15 protein-coding genes are annotated in these 16,085 nt (G+C 69.9%); 8 read left to right on the top strand and 7 right to left on the bottom strand.

Annotated features, from left to right (window positions below):
• Nucleotides 1-40 precede the first annotated feature (40 nt).
• Both AOM01_RS02320 and AOM01_RS02315 read right to left on the bottom strand, forming a co-directional pair.
• Entirely contained in the window at nucleotides 41-1,342 is a 1,302-nt protein-coding gene (locus AOM01_RS02320; protein ID WP_062288329.1) for a hypothetical protein, read from the bottom strand.
• Complete coding sequence (locus AOM01_RS02315; RefSeq protein WP_062288326.1) at nucleotides 1,339-1,878, bottom strand: RNA polymerase sigma factor; 540 nt, start codon at nucleotides 1,876-1,878, stop codon at nucleotides 1,339-1,341. Before AOM01_RS02315 ends, AOM01_RS02320 begins: the two co-directional genes overlap by 4 nt.
• Nucleotides 1,879-2,086: 208 nt before the next feature.
• Here AOM01_RS02315 and AOM01_RS02310 point away from each other — a divergent pair, with 208 nt between their 5' ends.
• The gene (locus tag AOM01_RS02310; RefSeq protein ID WP_082109907.1) at nucleotides 2,087-4,585 is read left to right on the top strand and encodes a sodium-translocating pyrophosphatase; all 2,499 of its coding nucleotides are present in this window, start codon (nucleotides 2,087-2,089) and stop codon (nucleotides 4,583-4,585) included.
• Complete coding sequence (locus AOM01_RS02305) at nucleotides 4,585-5,637, top strand: glycosyltransferase family protein (RefSeq protein ID WP_062288324.1); 1,053 nt, start codon at nucleotides 4,585-4,587, stop codon at nucleotides 5,635-5,637. Before AOM01_RS02310 ends, AOM01_RS02305 begins: the two co-directional genes overlap by 1 nt.
• A gap of 7 nt (nucleotides 5,638-5,644) precedes the next feature.
• Here the strand turns inward: AOM01_RS02305 and AOM01_RS02300 are convergent, their stop codons facing one another.
• Both AOM01_RS02300 and AOM01_RS02295 read right to left on the bottom strand, forming a co-directional pair.
• Complete coding sequence (locus AOM01_RS02300) at nucleotides 5,645-6,301, bottom strand: phosphatase PAP2 family protein (RefSeq protein ID WP_228374189.1); 657 nt, start codon at nucleotides 6,299-6,301, stop codon at nucleotides 5,645-5,647.
• Nucleotide 6,302: 1 nt separating this feature from the next.
• Entirely contained in the window at nucleotides 6,303-7,097 is a 795-nt protein-coding gene (locus AOM01_RS02295) for a DUF1206 domain-containing protein (RefSeq protein WP_082109905.1), read from the bottom strand.
• 176 nt (nucleotides 7,098-7,273) lie between these two features.
• Between AOM01_RS02295 and AOM01_RS02290 the strand changes: the two genes are divergently transcribed.
• Nucleotides 7,274-7,873: a 50S ribosomal protein L25/general stress protein Ctc gene (locus AOM01_RS02290; protein WP_062288318.1), complete on the top strand. Its 600-nt coding sequence runs from the start codon at nucleotides 7,274-7,276 to the stop codon at nucleotides 7,871-7,873.
• Between the two features lie 80 nt (nucleotides 7,874-7,953).
• Complete coding sequence (gene pth / locus AOM01_RS02285; RefSeq protein ID WP_228374188.1) at nucleotides 7,954-8,526, top strand: aminoacyl-tRNA hydrolase; 573 nt, start codon at nucleotides 7,954-7,956, stop codon at nucleotides 8,524-8,526.
• A 6-nt stretch (nucleotides 8,527-8,532) separates the two neighbouring features.
• Here pth and AOM01_RS02280 read toward each other — a convergent pair whose 3' ends face one another.
• Nucleotides 8,533-9,153, bottom strand: a complete 621-nt coding sequence (locus tag AOM01_RS02280; RefSeq protein ID WP_156155790.1) for a hypothetical protein — start codon at nucleotides 9,151-9,153, stop codon at nucleotides 8,533-8,535.
• Between the two features lie 123 nt (nucleotides 9,154-9,276).
• On the opposite strand from AOM01_RS02280, the gene AOM01_RS02275 reads away from it, so the two are divergent.
• The 4 genes from AOM01_RS02275 (at nucleotide 9,277) to AOM01_RS02260 (ending at nucleotide 14,457) form a co-directional block, all read left to right on the top strand.
• Nucleotides 9,277-10,029, top strand: coding sequence for an HAD family hydrolase (locus AOM01_RS02275; protein WP_228374187.1), 753 nt, complete (start codon nucleotides 9,277-9,279; stop codon nucleotides 10,027-10,029).
• Nucleotides 10,029-12,551 carry a glycoside hydrolase family 65 protein gene (locus AOM01_RS02270; protein ID WP_062288311.1) on the top strand — a complete coding sequence of 841 codons (2,523 nt, stop codon included), beginning with the start codon at nucleotides 10,029-10,031 and terminating at the stop codon, nucleotides 12,549-12,551. The genes AOM01_RS02275 and AOM01_RS02270 overlap by 1 nt, the downstream gene beginning before the upstream one ends.
• 80 nt (nucleotides 12,552-12,631) lie before the next feature.
• Entirely contained in the window at nucleotides 12,632-14,011 is a 1,380-nt protein-coding gene (locus AOM01_RS02265) for an HNH endonuclease (protein WP_062288308.1), read from the top strand.
• A gap of 143 nt (nucleotides 14,012-14,154) precedes the next feature.
• On the top strand, nucleotides 14,155-14,457 hold the full coding sequence (locus tag AOM01_RS02260; protein WP_062288305.1) for a hypothetical protein: 303 nt from the start codon (nucleotides 14,155-14,157) through the stop codon (nucleotides 14,455-14,457).
• A gap of 29 nt (nucleotides 14,458-14,486) precedes the next feature.
• On the opposite strand, the gene AOM01_RS02255 is transcribed toward AOM01_RS02260, so the two are convergent.
• Both AOM01_RS02255 and AOM01_RS02250 read right to left on the bottom strand, forming a co-directional pair.
• Nucleotides 14,487-15,221 carry an amino acid ABC transporter ATP-binding protein gene (locus tag AOM01_RS02255; RefSeq protein ID WP_062288301.1) on the bottom strand — a complete coding sequence of 245 codons (735 nt, stop codon included), beginning with the start codon at nucleotides 15,219-15,221 and terminating at the stop codon, nucleotides 14,487-14,489.
• Complete coding sequence (locus AOM01_RS02250; protein WP_062288298.1) at nucleotides 15,218-16,084, bottom strand: amino acid ABC transporter permease; 867 nt, start codon at nucleotides 16,082-16,084, stop codon at nucleotides 15,218-15,220. Before AOM01_RS02250 ends, AOM01_RS02255 begins: the two co-directional genes overlap by 4 nt.
• Nucleotide 16,085: the final 1 nt, after the last annotated feature.

Below are 16,085 nucleotides of genomic sequence, written 5' to 3'. Positions count from 1 at the left end.
AGGACGATGCGCGGGCCCCGTTCCGCTTGTGCGGGTCTGCTCAGCAGCCGGCGACGATCGACAGGTCGCGGTCGATCTCGACGAACCAGCCATCGGCGGTCGGCGCCGGTGCCGCGAGGATCGCGGGCAGGTCCAGGTACTCGTCGAAGGCGGGCGCGACCGTCCCGAAGACGGCATAGTCGCCGGAGTTCGAGCGCCGCGACATCCATTCGTCGTAGACGGCGCGCGCGAGCGTGTTCTCGGCAGTCGGGGCGTAGACGGGTCCACGTGCGGTGGCGCCGATCTCCGTCCACGAGTCGTCGGTCGTGCCGACCACGTAGGTGGTCCACTCGGGAGTCGCTGCGCATGCGCCGTCCGAGAGCTCGATGAAGCGCCGCTCGGGGTCGACCGCTCTGCCGTCGACGAGCGTGACCTCGCTCGTCCGCGTGCCGAGGGGATCGGCTGCCGTGAGGGAGAACGCCTGGCCGTTGGGATCGACGATCGCGTAGCCGAGCGTGGTGGAGCTGACGCCTTCGGGCACCTGCGTCCCCAGGGTTGTCGTCGCGATCCGTACGACGCGGGCGTTGCCGGCTTGGCCGACCTCCGTGTTGGTCATGCCCCAGGCCAGGTTGACCGGGGCGCCGCCCCACCCCAGCGTGAGCTCGAGGCCTTCGGGCGAGGTCCAGGTCGACGGCAGCGCGAGGGAGTCGTAGTAGACATCGCTCTCCTTGACGCCGTCGAGGTAGGGCTGCGCGTCCGGGACGCCGTTCGGCCATTCCGGCATCGGGTCCGAGGGACGCGGTGACGACACCCCGGTCAGCGTCCCGTCAGGGGCGAGCTCGAGGAGGGTCCATCCCACGAAGACCGCCTGCTCGACGCTGTAGATCTCGACATCCCCGCGCGAGCCGACCCGGTACCAGGTGACCCCCTCGTCGTTCCACGGCACGTCGACCGGGGCCTCGACCTCGACGGGCTCGTCGAGCCACACCTCGCCGGTCGCGGGGTGCTCGGCGCGGTACAGGGCCTCCTCGTCGGACATGTCGGGGTTGCGGCCCTCGTAGGAGATCGGGTCGGGCGACGGGGTCACGGACGGCGACGGGGTGGCCGAGGGCGTCGCGGATACCGACGGCGACGGCGGCCCGGCGGGAACGATGGCCGGCTCTCCGGGGCCGATCAGCATCCACGTCCCGGCGGCGACCGCGGCCACGACGGCGAGGGAGCTCGATCCCATGACGATCGCGCGGCCGCGGCGGTGGACCTTGACGGAGCGGATGGCGGCGGTCTCGTCGAACTCGTCGGCGTGGCGCAGCGAGGAGGCGAGCTCGTGCTGACGCTGGTGGAGGATGTCGCGCAGCTCGCTCATCGTGTGCTCCTCTCGGTGGTGGGGGCTGTCTCGGTCTCGGTGTCCCGGAGGTCGGTGCCGAGGTAGGCGTTCATGGTCCTCAGCCCGTCGGAGACGTAGCGCTTGACGGCGCCCTCCGACAGCCCGAGCGTGTGCGCGGTCTCGCGCACGGACAGGTCCTCGAGGTGGCGGAGCACCACGCAGGCCCGCACCCGGGGAGGGAGCTGGGCCAGCGCATTGTCCACCGCGTTCGACGCGACCACGCGCTCGGTGGGGTCGGGGAGCGTCTCGCCTGCGGCGTAGCGGCGCATGCGCTCGCGGTCGGCCTTGTCCTTGCGCAGCGAGTCGATGTACCTGGTCGCGATCGCGCGGCGCACGTACTGCTCGGCCTGCGGGAGGCTGTCGAACCGGCGGGTCTTGGAGAACACGGCGACCACGGCGTCCTGGACCAGGTCGTCGGCAAGGGTGGGGCCTGCCAGCATCGTCGCGAATGCGAGCAGCCGGCCCATGCGCTGGCTCGCGAGCTCGTGGAGCATCGGCTCCCACGTGACCGTCATCGTCCTGAACCCCCAGTCATGCCCCCAGAACGGAGCCGGGCCCCGAACGGTTGGGTGGCACGGTGCCAGAACTCGGCGCGCCCGGGGGAGCGGCGCGCCGGGCGAGCGCCGGCGCGCCCCGCCCCTAGGCCCTAGGTCACCCCGCGCATCGTCCCCGCGCCCCTAGCCTGCGAGAGGGTCCCCAGACCGGCATCTCCCAGGGGTAAGAATGTTCCAAAGGCGGAACCTGTCCACTGCCGTGCGCGCGGGGCTTCTCGGCGCCGGCGCGCTCGCGCTGTCCGGCTGCGGCGGCCACATCGAGGGCGGCGAGGCCAGCCTCGAGCTGCCCGACCTGTCCGGCGTGACCGTCGGGGGAGGGGTGTCGGGGACGGCGCTCCTCGTGGGCGGGCTGCTCGTCACCGTGCTGGGTCTCGCGTTCGGCATCACCGTGCTGGGGCGGATCCGGAACCTGCCGGTCCACCGCTCGATGCGCGAGGTGTCGGAGCTCATCTACGCGACGTCGAAGGCGTACCTGGTGCAGCAGGGCAAGTTCCTGCTGGCGCTGTGGGGCGTGATCGCCGCGGTGATCGTCCTCTACTACGGCGTCCTGGTCGGCTTCGGATGGGGCCGCGTCGCGGTGGTGATCGCGTTCAGCCTCATCGGCATGGCCGGCTCGTACTCGGTCGCGTGGTTCGGCATCCGCGTCAACACGTACGCGAACTCGCGCACGTCCTTCGCGGCGCTCGACGGCAAGCCGCTCCCGCTGCACCGCATCCCGCTCCAGGCGGGCATGAGCATCGGCATGGTGCTCATCAGCCTCGAGCTGCTGATGATGCTGGTGATCCTGCTGTTCCTGCCGCGCGACATCGCGGGCGCGTGCTTCATCGGCTTCGCGATCGGCGAGTCGCTCGGCGCGGCCGCGCTGCGCATCGCGGGCGGCATCTTCACCAAGATCGCGGACATCGGCTCCGACCTCATGAAGATCGCGTTCAAGATCAAGGAGGACGACGCCCGCAACCCCGGCGTGATCGCCGACTGCACCGGCGACAACGCCGGCGACTCGGTGGGCCCCTCCGCGGACGGCTTCGAGACGTACGGCGTCACCGGCGTGGCCCTGGTGACATTCCTGCTGCTCGCGGTGCACGACCCTGCGATCCAGGCGACGCTGCTGGTGTGGATCTTCGCGGTGCGCGCCGCGATGCTCGTCGCCTCGGCCCTGTCCTACGCCGCCAACGACCGGTGGGCGCGCCGCCGCTACGCGACCGCGGACCGCATGAACTTCGAGACGCCCCTCACCTCGCTCGTGTGGCTCACCTCGGCGGTGTCGATCGCCGCGACCTACCTGAGCGCCGCGTGGCTGATCGGCGACCTGCCGGACGGCATGTGGTGGAAGCTCGCGACCATCATCAGCTGCGGCACGCTCGCCGGCGCGCTCATCCCCGAGCTGGTCAAGGTGTTCACCTCGACCACCAGCCGGCACGTGCGCGAGGTGGTGAAGAGCTCCCGCGAGGGCGGCTCCTCGCTCAACATCCTGTCCGGCCTGGTGGCGGGCAACTTCTCCGGCTACTGGCTCGGCATGGTGATCGTGGCGCTCATGGGCGCGGCGTTCCTCATCTCGACGCTCGGGCTCGACCGGCTCATGCTCGCGCCGGCGGTGTTCGCGTTCGGCCTGGTGGCGTTCGGCTTCCTCGGGATGGGCCCGGTGACCATCGCGGTCGACTCGTACGGTCCCGTCACCGACAACGCGCAGAGCGTCTACGAGCTGTCGACCATCGAGGACCTGCCCGACATCGATGCGGAGCTCGAGCGCGACTTCGGCTTCACCCCGCAGTGGGAGCGCGCCAAGCGCATGCTCGAGGAGAACGACGGCGCGGGCAACACCTTCAAGGCCACCGCGAAGCCGGTCCTCATCGGCACGGCGGTGGTGGGCGCGACCACCATGATCTTCTCGATCATCATCTCTCTCACCGACGGACTCACCACGGGCATCGAGAACCTCTCGCTCATCCACCCGCCGTTCCTGCTGGGCCTCATCGCGGGCGGCGCGACCATCTACTGGTTCACCGGCGCCTCGATCCAGGCGGTCACCACGGGCTCCTACCGGGCGGTCGAGTACATCAAGGACACCATCAAGCTCGACGGCGTCACGAAGGCCTCCACCGAGGACTCCAAGAAGGTGGTCGAGATCTGCACGCAGTACGCGCAGCAGGGCATGCTCAACATCTTCCTCGCGGTGTTCTTCGCGACCCTCGCGTTCGCGTTCGTCGAGCCGTACTTCTTCATCGGCTACCTCATCTCGATCGCGCTGTTCGGTCTCTACCAGGCGATCTTCATGGCCAACGCGGGCGGCGCGTGGGACAACGCCAAGAAGATCGTCGAGGTGGACCTCCACGCCAAGGGCACCCCGCTGCACGACGCGACCATCGTCGGCGACACGGTCGGCGACCCGTACAAGGACACCTCGTCCGTCGCGCTCAACCCGGTCATCAAGTTCACCACCCTGTTCGGCCTGCTCGCGGTCGAGCTCGCGGTGGGACTCGCCGAGCAGGGCAGCCACGCGCTCGTCTACTCCCTCGCGGCCGTCTTCTTCGCGGTCTCCGCGTTCTTCGTCCACCGCTCCTTCTACGGCATGCGCATCAAGGCGTCGCTGGAGGGCGAGGACGAGTCCGCGGAGCGGGACGATGCGCCGGTCGCCCCGCGTGAGGACGTCCGGGTGGCGGTGGACTGATGGCGGGCATCGCGATCCTCGGGGGCGGCGTGACCGTCGCCGACGGTCGCGTCGCGGGGCACGATGCGGGCGCCACCCTGGTGCGGCGCCTCCAGCGGCTGTACCCGGGGGCCTCCCTCATCGGCCCCCGGGCACAGCGTGCCGACGGGTTCGACGTGGTGCCGCTCGAGCTGGTGGACCCGCGCACCACCGTGGTCATCAACATGGACGTGGTCGACTCGCCGACCGTGTGGCGCACGCTCGCCGCGAGCGGCGCCGAGCCGCGCATCGCGAACTTCGTGTGGTGGAACACGTCGCAGTTCACGCATCCGGTCCAGCGCGCCTCGCTCGCGCTGTCCTGCGCGCTGTTCCCGACGTTCGCGAACTCGTACCGCACCGCGACCGAGGTGCGCGAGATCGTGTTCTCGCTCACCGTCCCGCAACTCGCGGAGCGGGTCCGCATCGACTGGGCGAACCTCGGCATCCGGCTCGACCACGTGCAGCCGCGCGAGGACCCGGCCATCCCCGTGGTGCTGTATCCGGCCATCCGGCTGTCCGAGCGCAAGCAGCCGCAGCTGTTCCTCGACGTCGTCGAGCGCGTCCACCGCCGCACCCCCATCCGGGTCGAGATGAGGCTCCAGGAGTCGCACCTCATCTCGGAGAAGGCCATCTCGCTGTCCCGCAAGGACTGGGCGTGGGTGGGACCCGTCACCGCGACACGCGAGGACTACTATTACCGGCTCGCTCGCACCACCGCGTTCCTGGCGACCGCGCGCGACGAGTCCTACGGCCTCGAGTACGTCGAGGCGATGGTCGCGGGCGCGGTGGGCGTGTTCCCCGACCGGCCCTGGGCGCGCGCGCTCCTGCCGGACGGGTACCCGTTCCTGTACGCGGATGCGGTGCAGGCCGAGGAGCTGCTGGTGCGCGCGGTCACCGATCCGCGCGGCTGCCGCGCGGAGCTCGACCGGCTGGCCGGCGGCGACTTCGTGGGGTGGCTGCGCGGCCGCCACGACGACACCGAGTTCGAGGACCGCTTTGCCGCGGCGATCCGACGGTGGTTCCGCGAGGGGTGACGATGCGTCAGACGGCGGCGGACGCTCCAGCCGTCGGGGCGTCGGTGGTCACCGGGGAACGCTCGGGCCACCAGGTCCACGCGATGAGCGCGCACGTGACCCCCACCGCGAGGCCGGCGAGCACGTCGGTGGGGTGGTGCATGCCTCGGTACACGCGGGAGACCGCGACTCCCACGGGGACCAGCGCGCACACCACGATCACCACGACGCGCACGGTGCCGTTGCGGATGCGGGTCGCCATCAGCGCGAAGGACACGTAGACCGCGGTCGAGGCGCCGGTGTGACCCGACGGGTAGCTGGCCGTGGGCGGGGCGTGGTCGAGCTGGTCCACATCGGGACGGTCGCGACCGATCACCGCGGAGCTGGTGAGGAACACGATCGCCTCGAGCGCCAGCGCGATCAGCGGGACGCCCGCGAACCACCACCGCCGCGTCTGCCACCACACGAGGCCCGACACCACCACCGCGGTCGCGATCACCACCAGGGTGGAGGCGCCCTCCGACACCACCATGGTGGCCGTGTTCAGCGCGGGCTCGCGCAGGTCCACGAGCGTCCGGTTGAGATCGTTCTCGGGGACCTCGACGAGAAGCAACCCCACGCCCACGATCACGCCCCACAGGAGCGTCGCGGGCAGCAGGACACGCGTCGCGAGATCGCGCGCCACGTCACATCCTCGCGTAGCGGGCGCGGGCGAACGAGTACAGGCCGTACGCGGCGAAGCCGAGGCCCACCAGCACCACGACCACCGGGCCACCGGGTGCACCGAGCAGCCACTCGACGGCGCCGTCGATGCCCTTGGCCTTCTGGGCATTCGCGGTGAACGCCGCGGACAGGAACAGGATGCCGACCACGCCCAGCGCGATGCCCTTGGCCACGTAGCCGACCCGCCCGAGCCACACCACGCCGGCACCGAGCTCGCGGTGACCGGGCAGCGCCTTGAGATCCTCGAGGAACTTCTTCCGCGCGCCCTTGACCACGTGGTAGATCGCGCCGCCGATGATGCCGAGACCCACCGCGCCCACCAGCGCGCGTCCCGCGGGCGCCTCCATGAGCGTGCCGGCGAAGCCCTGCGCCTGCTGATCGCCGTTCTTGCCGCCCGAGCCCATCGCGACCGAGGTCGCGGTGAAGGCCAGCGCCGCGTACATCACGGCCTTGCCGCCGGACTTCGCGCGGTCCTTGCCCTCAGCGCCGCCCCGGAACGCGTCCGCGAGCTGCCACAGGCCGAGCGCGAGGAACGCGATCGCGGCGGCCCACAGCACCACCGCGCCGAGCGGGGTGTGCCCGACGCTCGCGAGGGCGTGGGTCTGATCGGCCTCGGCATCCGAGCCGAGGCCGATCTGGACGATGAGGAATCCGAGCACCAGGTGGAGCACGCCGGAGACGGCATAGCCCGCTCGGGCTGCCTTCTCCCACACGTCTCCCGAGGTGCCGGAACGGGCACTGCTCGTCGCTGAGGTCATGCCAGCCACAACTCGGGTGACCTGCGCGCCATTCCCGGTTGGCGCATCGTCCCCCTCTCCAGGTATAGTTCTCGGGTTCCTCGGCGAGGGAGGCCCTCGGGCTCTCCGTGATCGACGCGGCAGATGCGAGATGCCCTGCCTTGCCGTGGCCCCATCTGACGTCAGAGGAGAATCACATGTCCGACCAGCTCACGCTCGCCGCCGAGAAGCGCACCGAGTTCGGCAAGGGCTTCGCCCGCCGCGCCCGCGCCGCCGGCAAGATCCCCGCCGTGCTCTACGGCCACGGCACCGATCCCGTGCACGTCCTGCTCCCGGGCCACGACACGATGATGGCGCTCAAGCACTCGAACGCCCTCCTCACCATCGAGCTCGACGGCAAGTCGGAGCTCGCGATCGCCAAGGACGTCCAGGTCGAGCCCGTCCGCCGCATCATCGAGCACGTCGACCTCCTCCTCGTGAAGAAGGGCGAGAAGATCACCGTGGACGTGCCCGTGCACGTCACCGGTGAGTCCTTCGCCGGCACCATCCACGTGGTCGAGCACGCCTCCGTGCAGCTCGAGGCCGAGGCGACCCACCTGCCCGAGGGCATCGAGGTCTCCATCGAGGGTCTCGAGGAGGGCGCCGTGGTCCACGCCAAGGACATCGTGCTCCCCAAGGGCGCCACGCTCGTGACCGACGGTGACATCACCATCGTCACCATCTCGGTGCCGCGCGGCGCCGGCGCGGACGAGGCCGCCGAGGCCGACGCCGAGGCCGACGCTCCCGCCGCGGAGTAATCTCACCGATGCTCGCCCGGCTCGCCCGACTGTGGGCGGGCCGGGCGTCGTCGTCTCAGCGCGACCTGGAGGAGGACAGCGTGACCAGCCTGGTGATCGGCCTGGGCAACCCCGGCCCCGAGTACGCGGAGACGCGTCACAACATCGGCCAGATGGTCATCGACGAGCTCGCGCGCCGCGGCTCCTCCTCGCTCTCGGTCTCCAAGAAGACCCACACGCGCACCGCGACGGTGCGCCTCGCCGGCGGACCCGTGGTCATCGGCGTGCCGATGTCCTACATGAACGTCTCCGGCGGTCCCACGTCCTCGCTCGCGAAGTACCACTCGGTCGCGCCCACCGACGTGATCGTGGTCCACGACGAGCTGGACATCCCGTTCGGCACCGTGAAGATCAAGCGCGGCGGCGGGTCCGCGGGCCACAACGGTCTCAAGGACGTCACCAAGGCCCTCGGCACGCCCGACTACGTGCGCGTCCGCGTCGGCATCGGCCGTCCGCCGGGCCGCATGGAGGCCGCCACGTTCGTGCTCAAGCCGTTCTCGGCGGCCGAGCGCAAGGAGCTGCCGTTCCTCGTGGACGATGCCGCGGACGCCGTCGAGGCCGTCCTCGAGTCGGGCGTCGAGTCGGCTCAGATGAGGTTCCACACGAAGGGCTGAGAGCCCTCAGTCGACCAGCGTGGCGCCCAGGTGCCGCGCGAGCTCGGGTCCCAGCTGCATCGCCTGCGACACGGACAGCGTGGCTCCCCGCAGACCGCCCGGGTCGATCACCGTGCCCAGGTCCGTGCGTGACAGGTCGAAGTCCTGCACGTCGCCGCGTGACGGCACGAGCTCGCCGATCGAGCCGCCCGTCACGGTGACCTCGCGGATCTTGGTGCCGCTGAGGTCCAGCAGACCGATCCGCGAGTCGATGATCTCGAGGCGGCGGACCTTGGCGTTGCGCAGCGACAGCACGTCGATCCGCGATGCGACGATCCTGTGGACGGACACGTCCGCGCCGTCGAGCAGCAGCGCGCCGATCCGGACACCCTCGAGCCGTCCCGAGAACACCATCGCCCCGGGGATCGCGAGCGTCGCGAACGAGGATCCCAGCATGGTGCTGCCCGTCGCCCGCAGGTTCGGGAGGCGGCACTCGCCGCCCTGACAATCGCTGAACATGCACTCGAGGAGCTCGACGTCGTGCACCTCGAGGTCGCCGAGCACGCCGCCGTCCAGGTGGCGCTGCTCGAGCACCGCGCCGGAGACCAGCTCGTCGGAGCGCATCGGCTCCAATGCCTGCGTGTCCACAAGCCCACTGTACGGGGAGACCCGGCCTGCGCATCGTCCCCGGTTACCTGGGCGCTCTCTCGACAGCCTCCCAGTCGCGGTGGCTACTATCGAGAGGTCCCACACCTGCCGGAGGGAGACCCCGTGACATCGTCCCCGACCACCCCCTGGCGCCTGCCTCAGGTGCCCGACGCGAGCTTCGCCGCCGCCCTGTTCGATCTCGACGGCGTCCTCACGCCTACCGCGGACGTCCACATGGACGCGTGGAGGAGGATGTTCACGGACTATTTCGAGTCGCACGGGATCACTCCCGCGTATACGGACGCCGACTACTTCCAGTACGTCGACGGCAAGCCCCGCTACGACGGGGTGCGCGCGTGTCTCGCGTCGCGCGGCGTCACCCTGCCGGAGGGCACGCCGGACGATGCCCCGGGCACCGAGACGGTGTGCGGCATCGGCAACACCAAGAACGAGGCCTTCGCGGCGATCCTGCGGGACGAGGGCGTGACCCCGTATCCGGGGTCGGTCGCGTTGATGGATCATCTCGAGGCGGTCGGGTGCGCGATGGCGGTGGTCTCGTCGTCCCGGAACGCGCCTGCGGTGTTGGAGGCCGCGGGCCTCGCCCACCGGTTCGAGATCGTGGTGAGCGGCCAGGTCGCGGCGGACCATGGGATCGCGGGCAAGCCCGCCCCCGACACCTATCTCTATGCCGCCGAGCTGCTGGGGGTGCCCAAGGAGCAGGCCGTGGTGGTCGAGGACGCCATGTCCGGTGTTGAGGCGGGCCGTGCGGGGGCGTTCGGGCTCGTCGTGGGCGTCGACCGGGGTGCCGGGGTGGAGGAGCTGCTGGAGGGCGGCGCGGACATCGTGGTGGCGGACCTGAAGGAGCTGGTGGACTGATGAAGGTGGCGCAGCGGGCGCTCGGCGACACGAGCGCGCCCGACTATGTGGACCGGCTCCGCTTCCCGGCGGATCCGTGGCGGTTGGTCGAGACCGAGTTCGGCGCGGAGGACATGGGGACCACGGAGACCCTGTTCTCGATCGGCAACGGCTATCTGGGCCTGCGCGGCAACATCGAGGAGGGGCATGACGCGTACGCGCACGGCACCTTCATCAACGGTTTCCATGAGACGTGGCGCATCCGCCACGCGGAGGAGGCGTTCGGCTTCGCGCGTACCGGCCAGACCATCGTCAACGTGCCCGACCCGAAGATCATCCGGCTGTATGTGGACGATGAGCCGTTGCTGCTGTCGATCGCGGATCTGCCGGAGTATTCGCGCACGCTCGACATGCGCACCGGGGTGCTGACGCGTGACCTGTTGTGGCGCACGCCTGCGGGCAACCGGGTGCGGGTGCGGTCGCGGCGCATGGCGTCGTTCGCGCAGCGGCACCTGGCGATCATGCAGTTCGAGGTGACGTTGCTGGACCGGGAGGCGCCCATCGCGGTGTCGTCGCAGCTGCTGAACCGTCAGGCGGGTGCGGACGAGTACCGGTCCTCGCCCGGTGGGGCGGTGGGTTTCGACCCGCGCAAGTCGGAGAACCTCAACGAGAGGGTCCTGGAGCCGCGGATCCATCGTGCGCACGGTGACCACCTCATGCTGGGTTACCAGTGCGCGAACTCGGGTATGACGCTCGCGGTCGCGATGGAGCATTCGTACGAGTTCGACGGTGATGTGCAGACCGAGACGGAGATCCAGCCGGACTACGCGAAGCAGGTGTTCCGCTTCCATGCGCAGCCAGGGCGGACGTTCTCGCTGACCAAGGTGGTGACGTATCACACGTCCCGTGTGGTGCCGGCGCGGGAGCTGGGCGACCGCTGCCATCGGACGCTGTCACGGGTCAAGAGCGAGGGCGTCGACAAGCAGTTCGACGACCAGGAGGCGTGGCTGGCGGACTTCTGGGCGCGCTCCGACGTCGAGGTCGACGGCGACGACCGTGTGCAGCAGGCCATCCGGTGGAACCTGTTCCAGCTGGCGCAGGCCGCGGCCCGTGGCGATGGTCAGGGCGTCGCGGCGAAGGGTGTGACGGGGTCGGGCTACAGCGGCCACTACTTCTGGGACACCGAGATCTACGTGGTGCCGTTCTTCGTGTACACGTCGCCGGGTATCGCGCGCAACGCGCTCAGATACCGGTACCGGATGCTGCCCAAAGCGGTCGAGCGGGCGGGGGAGCTCGCGCAGCATGGCGCGCTGTTCCCGTGGCGCACCATCAACGGTGAGGAGGCGTCGGCGTACTACGCGGCGGGCACCGCGCAGTATCACATCGACGCGGACATCTCCTTCGCGATCGACAAGTACGTCAAGGCCACCGGCGACGACGAGTTCCTCGCGCGCGAGGGCATCGACATCCTGGTGCAGACGGCACGCATGTGGGCGGACCTGGGGTTCTGGCGCAACATCAAGGGCGACGGGTCGAGCTTCCGGATCCACGGCGTGACCGGACCGGACGAGTACACCACCGTGGTCAACGACAACCTCTACACGAACGTGATGGCGCGCTTCAACCTGCGCGCCGCGGCGGCCGCGGTGCGCAAGCTCGCGTCGATGTGGCCCGACCAGTACCGCAAGATGGTCGCGCGGCTGAACCTGGAGGACGCCGAGGTCATCGAGTGGGAGTCCGCGGCGGAGGCCATGGCGATCCTGTGGGACGACGACCTGGGCATCCACCCCCAGGACGCCCTGTTCCACGAGCGTGAGCTGTGGGACCTGGAGAACACGCCGCCCGAGCAGCGGCCGCTGCTGCTGCACTTCCACCCGCTGGTGATCTACCGCTTCCAGGTCCTCAAGCAGGCCGACGTGGTGCTCGCGCTGTTCCTCCAGGGCGACCAGTTCTCCGACGAGGAGAAGAAGGCCGACTTCGACTACTACGACCCCATCACCACGGGCGACTCGACGCTGTCGGGCGTGGTGCAGTCCATCATGGCCGCCGAGGTCGGCTACCACGAGCTCGCGCTGCGGTACTTCTGGGACGGGCTGTTCGTCGACATCGCGGACCTGCACTCCAACACCGCGGACGGTGTCCACGTGGCGTCCGCGGGCGGCGTGTGGTCCGCGCTGGTCCACGGCTTCGGTGGCATGCGCGACTACGGCGGCGTGCTGTCGTTCGACCCGCGCCTACCCGAGGCGTGGCCCGAGATGCGTTTCCGGCTCACCCAGAAGGGCACCCGCCTGCTGGTCACCGTGCGCGCCGACGAGATCGCGTTCACTGTCGAGGAGGGCCAGGGGCTGACCGTGATGGTCCGCGGCGAGCGCGTGAGCGTGCTGCGCGGCGAGGACGTCGTGGTGCCGCTCGCACACCAGGGGCCGCGCATCCCCGGCGCCCCGGACGCCTCGGCCTTCCACGGCACCATGCGCGCGGACGGCTCCGTCGTGACCGCGTCGCTACCCGCCGTCGTCGAACTCGACGGCGAGGGCGAGCACTAGGTCCGACTTCACGCCCCACCCTGTGGAGAAGTGTCCGGTTTGTCGGGTTCGCTGTCGGAGGGTGGTGGTGGACTGGGTTCATGGCCGAGACCACCGACTCCGATCCTTTGGACGCGCTGCGTGTGCGTGTCGAGGCGTCGGATGGGTTGCCTGATTGGGATGCGGTCGCGTTGATGCGGGAGGCTGTGTCGCGGCGGCGTGATTCCGATCTGGTGGTGGCGCGGATGGCTGCGAAGCTGGCGTTGCGGTCCACGCCGGGGCGGGCGGGGATCGCGAGCCGGCAGGGGTTCCGGGGTGTCGATCAGCTGATCGCGTCCGAGACCGGCGGCACCGTGGCTGAGGCTGAACGGCTCAGGGTCATGGGTACCGCCTTGTATGGGTCGGCGGACGATGCTCCGGGTGGGGCGTCGGTGCTGCCTCACCTCGCGCATGAGGCCAGGGAGGGGCGGCTGAGCGCGGACAAGTTCGTGTTGTTGCGTGAGGTGCTGATGAGGCATCCCGACGCCCGCGACATGGACGGCCTTCCGGTGGACGATGCCGTTCGCGCCACCCCTTTGGGGCAGCTCCCGCTGGCGCGGGTGGAGAAGATGGCGGTCGACAAGGCCGTCATCTCACCGCTCAAGACGGTCAAGGCGTCTGTCGCGCAGCTGCACGCGGGGTTGACGCCGCCGCCCACGGGCGAGGCCGAGTACGAGGAGCTGTACCGGGCACGGCTCGCGACGGTGCGCGAGGAGGCCAATGGCATGGTCCGCCTGGTCGCGGTCCTGGACCCGCTGACGGCCGCACCGTTGCTGGCAGCGCTGGATGGCTACATGAAGAAGCAGTTCCGTCTCGCGCGTGAGGACGGTGGTGAGGATCAGCCCACGCCCGGTCAGATGCGTGCCGACGGGCTGGGCTGGCTGGGCCGGCATGCGACGGGCTGTCGCAAGCCCCACGACGCGGTCAAGACCACCGTGAACATCCGCATCTCGCTGGAGGACTTCGAGAGCGGTGGCGGGTACGGCGAGATCGACGGCATCAAGCGACCTCTCCCGGGTGGTCTGTTGGGCTGGTTCGCGGCGGACGCGGAGGTCATCCCTACCGTGCTGGGCTCGTGCGGGCAGGTCCTCGACCACGGCTACGCGGAACGGCTGTTCACGCCGGCGCAGCGCAAGGCCATCGCGCAACGCGACCGTGGATGTGCGTGGTGCGGGGCCCCGCCGAGTCATTGCGACGTCCACCACATCCGCTACTGGCGCGACGGCGGCAGGACGGATCTGGAGAACGGCATCATGCTGTGCGTGGCCTGCCACCACTGGATCCATCGCGACGAATGGGCCATCCGATTCCGACAAGGCAGCCCCGAGTTCATCCCACCCGCCTCGATCGACCCCGACCAGCAACCCCGACCCGGCTACCAGGCGAGGATCCGGATGAATCGCGCAGAACTGGCCGCAGCAAGCCGCGCCGGACCGGTGTGACGCGGCGGGGAGGGTGCGGTACTGCGGTCGCGGTACCGGGTTCGTGCTGCATCCATAGTAGGTTTACCAGGTATTTCGTCTCATGCGCGCCACGATTGGGTGGGTCACCATGGATGGGAACTTACCCCCGAAGGAGCCTCACCATGACGACCGCGACCTCGACCCACCGCGCCCTGGTGCCGCCGGGCTACCGTTACCGTGATGCCGGTTGCGCGCTGCGGGAGGACGGCCGGCAGATCGGGTCTCCCTTGATCCACATCGAGTCCGGTGCGACGGTCGGCGTCGCCAGGTGCGTGCGCGTGGACGTGCACGGCAACCCCCTCGAGTGGATCGCGATCGCCCAGGCGGAGGTGCTGGGCGCCAACGAGTTCGGCGTGTTCTTCGGCTTCCGCTATCAGCGCGAGGCCTTCGCCAAGCTGGCCGAGCTCCACCGTTCGCGCACCTGACCCCGGGAGGCTCCCCGGCGGCGGGCCGCTCAGCGGTGCGTGATGCGTGCGAGGAACTCGCGGGTCTCCGGCTGCTGAGGGTCCCCGAAGATCTGCTCCGGGGTGCCGGACTCAAGCGGGCGGCCGCCGTGCATGAACACGATCCTGTCGGCGACGGAGCGCGCGAACGACATCTCGTGCGTCGCCATGACGATGGTCGAGCCCTGCGCCTTGAGGTCGCGCACCAGGTCCAGGACCTCGCCCACGAGCATCGGGTCGAGCGCCGAGGTGATCTCGTCGAGCAGCAGCAGCTCGGGGTCCGTGAGGATCGCGCGCACGATCGCCACGCGCTGCTGCTGGCCACCCGACAGCCGGTCGGGGTAGTCCCGCACCTTGTCGCCGAGCCCGAACTTCTCGAGCAGGCTGACCGCGCGGTCCTTGGCAACGTCGGGAGCCACGCCGTGCACCACCCGCGCCGCGAGCGTCACGTTGTCGATCACGCGTATGTGGGGGAACAGGTTGAAGTGCTGGAACACCACCCCGATGCGTCCGCGCACCTGGTCGACGTCGACATCGATCGCCGTGATGTCGTCGCCGCTAAGCAGGATCCGGCCGTCGTCGACGCGCTCGATGAGGTTGATGGTCCGCATGAGCGTGGACTTGCCGGAGCCGGAGGCGCCGATGACCACCACGACCTCGTGCTCGTCGACCGCGAGGTCGACGCCGCGCAGGACGTGGTTGTCGCCGAACAGCTTGTGGACCCCGTGGAGCTCGAGGACGCTCATACCGTGCCTCCCTGCTGCTCGCGGCGAGCCATCCGGGCGCTCACCGCGTCGGTGAGGCGGATCATGGGCCAGGACAGCGCGACGAACAGCAGTCCGGCCACCACGTAGGGGGTGAAGTTGTACGTCTGCGCCTGGATGATCTGCGCGGACCGGATCGCGTCCACGGCGCCGAGCACCGAGATGAGCCCCACGTCCTTCTGCATCGACACGAAGTCGTTCATGAGCGCCGGCACCACCTTGCGCAGCGCCTGGGGGATCACCACCAGGCGGAGCGTCTTGGCGTGCGAGAGGCCCAACGACCGGGCCGCGATCCGCTGCGACGGGTGCACCGCCTCCATGCCGGCGCGCAGCACCTCGGCGACGTATGCGGAGTAGCACAGCGAGATGGCGATGGTGCCGAGCACGGCGACCGGGATCCGCACCTCCGGGTTGAGGCCCGGGATGCCGAAGCCCACCAGGTAGAGCACGATCAGCACGGGCAGTCCGCGGAACAGGTCCGTGTATCCCGTGGCGAGGGCGCGCAGCGGGAACCACACCGGCCCCCGCAGCGACCGCATGACGGCGAGCAGCGTGCCCACCACTGCGACCGCGATCGACGCGAAGAACAGCACCCGGATGTTGAGCCACAGACCCTCGAGCACCTTGGGGAAGGACTCGACCGCGATCTCGGGGTTGAAGAACGTCTGCTGGACGGTGTCCCAGTTGGGGGAGCTCACCACCAGCCAGCCCGCCGCCGCCGCGAACACCACGGTGGAGACGAGCGCGATGAGGACCGAGCGGCGGGACGCCCGCTTGCGCTGCAGGCGGCGATCCAGCTCGAGCCGGCTCACCTCCCACACGGCGTCCGCCGCCCGGTCCGTCATG

Origin of the sequence: Demequina phytophila (assembly GCF_000971135.1) — a bacterium.
GTDB lineage: Bacteria > Actinomycetota > Actinomycetes > Actinomycetales > Demequinaceae > Demequina > Demequina phytophila.
This window is presented reverse-complemented; position numbering and strand designations above follow the sequence as displayed.

Excerpts from the sequence above, each read along its gene's own strand:
- AOM01_RS02255 (WP_062288301.1), bottom strand. The coding sequence starts at position 15,221 with ATGAGCGTCCTCGAGCTCCACGGGGTCCACAAGCTGTTCGGCGACAAC.
- AOM01_RS02315 (WP_062288326.1), bottom strand. The coding sequence starts at position 1,878 with ATGACGGTCACGTGGGAGCCGATGCTCCACGAGCTCGCGAGCCAGCGC.
- AOM01_RS02270 (WP_062288311.1), top strand. The coding sequence starts at position 10,029 with ATGAAGGTGGCGCAGCGGGCGCTCGGCGACACGAGCGCGCCCGACTAT.
- AOM01_RS02290 (WP_062288318.1), top strand. The coding sequence starts at position 7,274 with ATGTCCGACCAGCTCACGCTCGCCGCCGAGAAGCGCACCGAGTTCGGC.
- AOM01_RS02260 (WP_062288305.1), top strand. The coding sequence starts at position 14,155 with ATGACGACCGCGACCTCGACCCACCGCGCCCTGGTGCCGCCGGGCTAC.
- AOM01_RS02305 (WP_062288324.1), top strand. The coding sequence starts at position 4,585 with ATGGCGGGCATCGCGATCCTCGGGGGCGGCGTGACCGTCGCCGACGGT.
- AOM01_RS02310 (WP_082109907.1), top strand. The coding sequence starts at position 2,087 with ATGTTCCAAAGGCGGAACCTGTCCACTGCCGTGCGCGCGGGGCTTCTC.
- AOM01_RS02265 (WP_062288308.1), top strand. The coding sequence starts at position 12,632 with ATGGCCGAGACCACCGACTCCGATCCTTTGGACGCGCTGCGTGTGCGT.
- AOM01_RS02250 (WP_062288298.1), bottom strand. The coding sequence starts at position 16,084 with ATGACGGACCGGGCGGCGGACGCCGTGTGGGAGGTGAGCCGGCTCGAG.
- AOM01_RS02320 (WP_062288329.1), bottom strand. The coding sequence starts at position 1,342 with ATGAGCGAGCTGCGCGACATCCTCCACCAGCGTCAGCACGAGCTCGCC.
- AOM01_RS02295 (WP_082109905.1), bottom strand. The coding sequence starts at position 7,097 with ATGACCTCAGCGACGAGCAGTGCCCGTTCCGGCACCTCGGGAGACGTG.